This window comes from Planktotalea sp. (assembly GCF_039984035.1).
In the GTDB taxonomy this organism is placed as follows: domain Bacteria; phylum Pseudomonadota; class Alphaproteobacteria; order Rhodobacterales; family Rhodobacteraceae; genus Planktotalea.
In genome coordinates, this window is record NZ_JBDWVM010000467.1 from 1 (window position 1) to 5,271 (window position 5,271).

The 5,271-nt window shown below is 52.4% G+C and carries 7 protein-coding genes; 3 read left to right on the forward strand and 4 right to left on the reverse strand.

Annotated features, from left to right (window positions below):
* The 4 genes from ABJQ89_RS20740 to ABJQ89_RS20755 form a co-directional block, all read right to left on the reverse strand.
* Positions 1–2,042: FAD-dependent oxidoreductase (locus ABJQ89_RS20740; protein ID WP_348498052.1), on the reverse strand; the 2,042-nt coding region annotated here is incomplete at its 3' end.
* Positions 2,043–2,051: 9 nt separating this feature from the next.
* A complete protein-coding gene (locus ABJQ89_RS20745; RefSeq protein ID WP_348498053.1) occupies positions 2,052–2,435 on the reverse strand; it encodes a GFA family protein in 384 nt (127 codons plus the stop codon).
* A gap of 210 nt (positions 2,436–2,645) precedes the next feature.
* A complete protein-coding gene (locus ABJQ89_RS20750; protein WP_348498054.1) occupies positions 2,646–3,218 on the reverse strand; it encodes a helix-turn-helix domain-containing protein in 573 nt (190 codons plus the stop codon).
* A gap of 98 nt (positions 3,219–3,316) precedes the next feature.
* Positions 3,317–3,778 carry a GAF domain-containing protein gene (locus ABJQ89_RS20755; RefSeq protein WP_348498055.1) on the reverse strand — a complete coding sequence of 154 codons (462 nt, stop codon included), beginning with the start codon at positions 3,776–3,778 and terminating at the stop codon, positions 3,317–3,319.
* Between the two features lie 70 nt (positions 3,779–3,848).
* Between ABJQ89_RS20755 and ABJQ89_RS20760 the strand changes: the two genes are divergently transcribed.
* The 3 genes from ABJQ89_RS20760 to ABJQ89_RS20770 form a co-directional block, all read left to right on the forward strand.
* On the forward strand, positions 3,849–4,196 hold the full coding sequence (locus ABJQ89_RS20760) for an STAS domain-containing protein (protein WP_348498056.1): 348 nt from the start codon (positions 3,849–3,851) through the stop codon (positions 4,194–4,196).
* Between the two features lie 7 nt (positions 4,197–4,203).
* Entirely contained in the window at positions 4,204–4,668 is a 465-nt protein-coding gene (locus ABJQ89_RS20765) for an ATP-binding protein (protein WP_348498058.1), read from the forward strand.
* A gap of 286 nt (positions 4,669–4,954) precedes the next feature.
* Positions 4,955–5,271, forward strand: a 317-nt coding sequence (locus ABJQ89_RS20770; protein WP_348498057.1) for a gamma-glutamyltransferase, incomplete at its 3' end; no start/stop codon positions are given.

The following is a 5,271-nucleotide window of genomic DNA, read 5'->3' on the forward strand; positions in this document are numbered from 1 at the left end:
TAGCCTTTTTCGATCCGCATGGAATTGAGCGCATACATACCAAACGGCGTTGCACCGCCCGCCAGCACCGCATCGTAAAGCCCGGCCATATCAGCCACAGGCGCGTGAATTTCCCAACCGAGTTCACCAGCAAAGCTCACACGGTTCAATGTGCAAGAAACGCCAGCGACAGTCGCAGATTGATGCGTCAGCCAACCAGATTGCAAGTCAGCCTCGGTGCCAATCGCCTCAAACAGAGCGCGTGATTTAGGACCCGTGACAATCAGTGTTCCGAATTCAGTCGTATGATCTATAAGCGTCAAACCAACTGGTAGGTTCTTGTTGAGAACATCAAAGTCATGCCACTGCGCGAGCGCTGCCGTGATCAATGTGAACGCATCCTCGCCATGACGCATCACAGACATCTCTGTTAGAATACGACCACGACTGTCTGCGAAGTAAGCAAGGTTCATGCGACCGATTTTTGGCAGTGCACCGGTGATCATTGTACGCAGATACTCAGCTGCACCTTCACCGCTTAGGTTAAAGCGGGAGAAGCCTGGTAGATCGAGAACGCCAACACCATCGCGCACCGCCTCAACCTCTTCCTTGATGCGTTGCTCCCACGGGCCAGAGCGCGTCCATGTTTGAGTGCTTTCCTCGGACGTGTCATCACCATCCTTAGCAAACCAGTTGGCACGTTCCCAACCGTTGTAAGCGCCCATTTGACCGCCAAGTTCACGTACCTTGGCATCTGCTGGCGACAATTTCTTGTCGCGCCCTGCTGGCCATTCGTGATGCGGGAAATGCATAGCATATTCGTGACCGTAGGTTTCCAGCGCTTTAGCTAGGCAATGATCGTGATCGGTGTAGTCTGTGTAACGACGCGGATCGCAGGCCCACATATCATCCTCGGTTTCGCCGTGCATGATCCATTCGCTTAGGACCTTACCTGCGCCACCACCCTGCGCGATACCGAAGGTAAAGGAATGACCCTCATAGGCATTCGGGCAACCGGGCATCGGACCAATCATTGGCAAGCCATCGGGTGCATATGGAATTGGGCCGTTGATGTTTCGTTCAACACCGCCCTCACCCAGCAAAGGAACACGCGCCATCGCGTCTTCGATATAGTACTCCAGACGATCCAGATCATCAGGGTAAAGCTGGAAACTAAAGTCTTCCGGCATCGGATCTTCGGGTGTGACCCAATGCGCTTTGCAGTTCCGCTCGTAAGGGCCGAGGTTCAGACCGTTCTTATCCTGACGCAGGTAATAGCTCGTATCCACATCGCGTAGCAGCGGAACCTTGTGCCCTTTTTCTTTTGTCCACGCTTCCAGCTCTGGCAGTTGGCCCGTTAGGAAATACTGGTGGGACATAACCACCATCGGAACCGTACGACCGCCGTGCGGTTTAAACATCTCGCCAACGCGTTGTGCATAATACCCAGCACAGTTGACGACCTTTTCACAGCGAATGTCGCCTTTTTCGGTCTTTACGATCCACTCGTCCCCATCACGATCAATTCCCGTCACAGGGCAGAAGCGCTCAATCTTGCCGCCCGCATCACGCGCGCCTTTGGCAAGCGCTTGGGTCAATTGTGCTGGATCAATGTCGCCATCAAGCGGATCCCATAAACCGCCCGCTAGATCATGTGTCTCACAGAAGGGATGCTTTTCCTTGATGTCATCGAGGGACATGATGTCCATCTGAAGACCCTGATAACGGCCCATACCCGCAACGCGTTCGAATTCTTGCATCCGTTCTTTTGAATGCGCCAAGCGGATCGAACCCGTGACATGGTAGTTCATCGGATAATCAACATCTTCGCCCAGCGTGCGATACATCGCGGCACCATAGCGCTGCATGTTCATCACCGCCCAAGAGCCCGCAAAATTCGGTACGTTTCCGGCCGCATGCCACGTTGATCCGGCCGTCAATTCGTTCTTTTCAAGTAGAACGCAATCCGTCCATCCCGCTTTGGCAAGATGATAGAGCGTCGATGTGCCGACGACACCACCACCGATGATGACCACACGGGCCGTGCTTGGAAATTCAGACATGTTTGCTCCCTAGTTTTCGCTTTGCGGAAGGTCGTCCGCGATATCGTAATAATCGCCCTTGAAGGCGGTGAAGATGTGTTTGGCTGTATCGATGCCAGTCACGCCATCGATCGTGCCGGACATGACCGAAACCGCACCATTGTCGCCGTCGTGCTGCCAGAACAGAGACGAGCCGCAGCGATTGCAAAAACCGCGTTTTGCCTCTGGCGACGATTGATACCACGCCAATGTCTCGTCCTTGGTTATCTTTAGAGCGCCAGCACCAACTTGGGTCGCGGACACGTAATGCCCGCTTGTTTTACGGCATTGATCACAATGACAGGCGACTGACGGGCGCAACTCGCCCAGCAATTCGTATTCAACGCCTGAGCACAGGCAGCTTCCGTTTTTCATGTCATTCTCCCGACCTGAGTCGTGCTAAACGGCACGCCCGAAATGATGAAACACAGCGCCAAGGTGCGCCTGAAGCAAGCATTGAACACAGCGCAACGCCCAGCATTTCTAAGACCGTCACCTAATGTTGAGAAACGACCCGATATCGCAGCGAATACTGGCCAAAAGAGTGCAAGTTTGATCCCGATCACAAAACTCATCTGCGCGCCCTTAATAGACCGGCGGCGCGATCACCCAGATCGCTACAGCAGGTGTGTCATAAGGATTGGACCAACGATACGAAACGCCCTTGATCCGGAAGCTATCACCCGTTTGCACGGTGAAGGCCTGCCCATCGATCTCTAGATCAAGCCGCCCTGAAACGAGGTAAGCCAGCTCTTGTGTTGGGCGCGTCACGGAGTCTTGCATAACAGCGCCGGGATCGAAGGTGGAATGCACCATTTCGAAATCATCGGTCAGATCGGGTGAAAGCAACTCTTCAACCAAACCTGTCGCCTTCGACCCAATCGGCCGCCGCGCATGGGCGCGCACGATGATACCAGTTTCGGTCGCCGGGCTTTGGGCCTGCCCGAACAAGATCGATACGTGCACGTCCAGCGCGCTGGCGATCAATTTTAGATCGGACACCGAGGGTTCGGACAAATCGCGTTCTACTTGGCTAAGCCATCCGACAGAGCGATCTGTAACCTCGGCCAGTTCCGTTAACGTCATTCCACGCGACTTGCGCAGCGCCCGAAGGTCCGCGCCAAGACTAATGGAAGAGGTCAAATCGGATTGAATCATGCTGCCTTACTTCGTGAAAAAATTCCTTATAATTTCACCAAGCATCAAGTTGCATGAAAAATCAAAGGATTTTTTCATTTCGCAGGCAGATTGCTGATTTAAACGACGTTCAAAAAGACTTTGTCCAGCAGGTCAGCAAGCTGATCCGCGTCTTTTTGCGTGAAGGCATCAAGCTGATCACTATCGATATCAAGCACCCCCAGTAAACGCCCCGCGCCGTTTTTCACGGGAATCACCAATTCCGAACGTGTCGAGCTAGCGCAAGCAATGTGATCGGAAAATGCCTCAACGTCTGGTACAAGTTGCGCTGCGTTTTCCCGCGCCGCTGCGCCGCAAACACCCCGTGAAAATGGAATAACAAGACATCCGTGACCACCTTGATATGGGCCTATTTTCAAAAGGTTAGGCTCCACAACCCGATAGAACCCGGTCCAGTCAAAACGGTCATCGCTATGATGCAGTTCGCACGCAAAAGTTGCCATCAGCGCGACTTCATCCGTCTCTCCCTCTGTCAAAGATAAAAGAGAATTTCGTAGATCTTTGTAGTCAATTTCTGCCATCGCGCTCACCGAATCGTAACCTATTACCTCTATCTGTGTTGGCAGATTTTACAGAACAGGCAAGATACAGATGGAAATGACTAGTGATACTTCGAGCGGCCTGCAAATCATCAAAGTCTTGGACAAACGCATCGATGCCGCCGCCGCGATCCAATTCAAAGAGAGTATTCGTTCACTCACGAGCGACTCCGATGGCCCCGTTGTGCTGGACCTCGCAGAAGTAGATTTCGTCGATTCGAGCGGTCTAGGCGCGATTGTGGCAGCCATGAAGTTTCTTGGTAAAGACAGGCCGCTTCATCTCGCCGCCTTAACACCAATCGTTGCAAAGGTGTTTACGCTCACCCGAATGGAAAAGGTGTTCAAAATATTCGATACACCATCGGACGCGATAGACGCGAGCGAGGCGAACCGTGCCTGACGGATCAATGGCCGAAAGACAATCGACGCCTCGACAAGCCAATAAAGCAAACGACATCGCGCTCGTCTTTCCCGCAACGGAAAGCGCAGTGCGCCGCGCGCTTAATTCCGTTTGCGGCACTTTAAGAGCCTTAGCAGTGAACGACTTCACCTTAGCCTCAGTCGAAATCGTTTTGGCAGAGGTGGCGAACAACATTGTTGAGCATGCTTATGCGAATACGGGAAACGGGACCATTTCCCTAAAATGCCAACTCGAAGCGCAATTGATTCTGTTTGAAGTGATCGATCATGGTGCCACCCTCCCTAACGCCTCGCTTCCTCCCAAACAGGTGCATGATTTAGAATCAGATATAAACGACCTTCCTGAGGGAGGGTTCGGTTGGGGCATTATCCGCGACATGACACATTCGCTGGCTTATCGTCGCTACAAGGGCCGCAATATTCTCAAGTTTTCGATCGTTTGCGAAGGTTAATCGCACAAACTTTGAGCATTTACGCAGCAAAAGATAGCTTCCCAAAATTCGTTAAAATTTTCATTTGCGTTCAAACAAAATTTATCAGCCTGCAAATCGCCACAATCCCTCCCCAATGCAGCCCCTCTTTACAATCATAAGAGGACCTGTAGCTGCATATAGCTTCTGTCCGGCACCGTGTGTTTATTGCCCCCACCCAGTACGCGGTGCCGGAACCACCTCATTAACAATTTGCAAATCCTTCGTTCGAGCCTAGTCTTTGATTTCTAATTCAAAGAGAGGCGATATGCGCGATTTTCATTTTCCTGGTCGATCTGAAGTTTTTGCAACAAATGGCATGTGCGCAACATCCCATCCGATTGGCGCAAACATTGCTTTGGATATCCTCAAACGCGGTGGCACTGCGATGGATGCCGCAATTGCCGGCGCTCTGTCCCTTGGAATATGCGAACCACAAATGACCGGAATCGGCGGTGACCTATTTGCGCTCGTATCCCCTGCAGGCACCAATGACATTCTCGCCTTTAACGGGTCAGGCCGCGCGCCAGCCGCTGCCAGCGCTGACGCCCTACGCGCGACTGGAAAGACTTCTGTTCCTATTAA

What these genes read in the sequence shown, in the direction of transcription:
- ABJQ89_RS20745 (WP_348498053.1), bottom strand. Translation starts at nt 2,435, where the DNA reads ATGAAAAACGGAAGCTGCCTGTGCTCAGGCGTTGAATACGAATTGCTG.
- ABJQ89_RS20750 (WP_348498054.1), bottom strand. Translation starts at nt 3,218, where the DNA reads ATGATTCAATCCGATTTGACCTCTTCCATTAGTCTTGGCGCGGACCTT.
- ABJQ89_RS20755 (WP_348498055.1), bottom strand. Translation starts at nt 3,778, where the DNA reads ATGGCAGAAATTGACTACAAAGATCTACGAAATTCTCTTTTATCTTTG.
- ABJQ89_RS20760 (WP_348498056.1), top strand. Translation starts at nt 3,849, where the DNA reads ATGGAAATGACTAGTGATACTTCGAGCGGCCTGCAAATCATCAAAGTC.
- ABJQ89_RS20765 (WP_348498058.1), top strand. Translation starts at nt 4,204, where the DNA reads ATGGCCGAAAGACAATCGACGCCTCGACAAGCCAATAAAGCAAACGAC.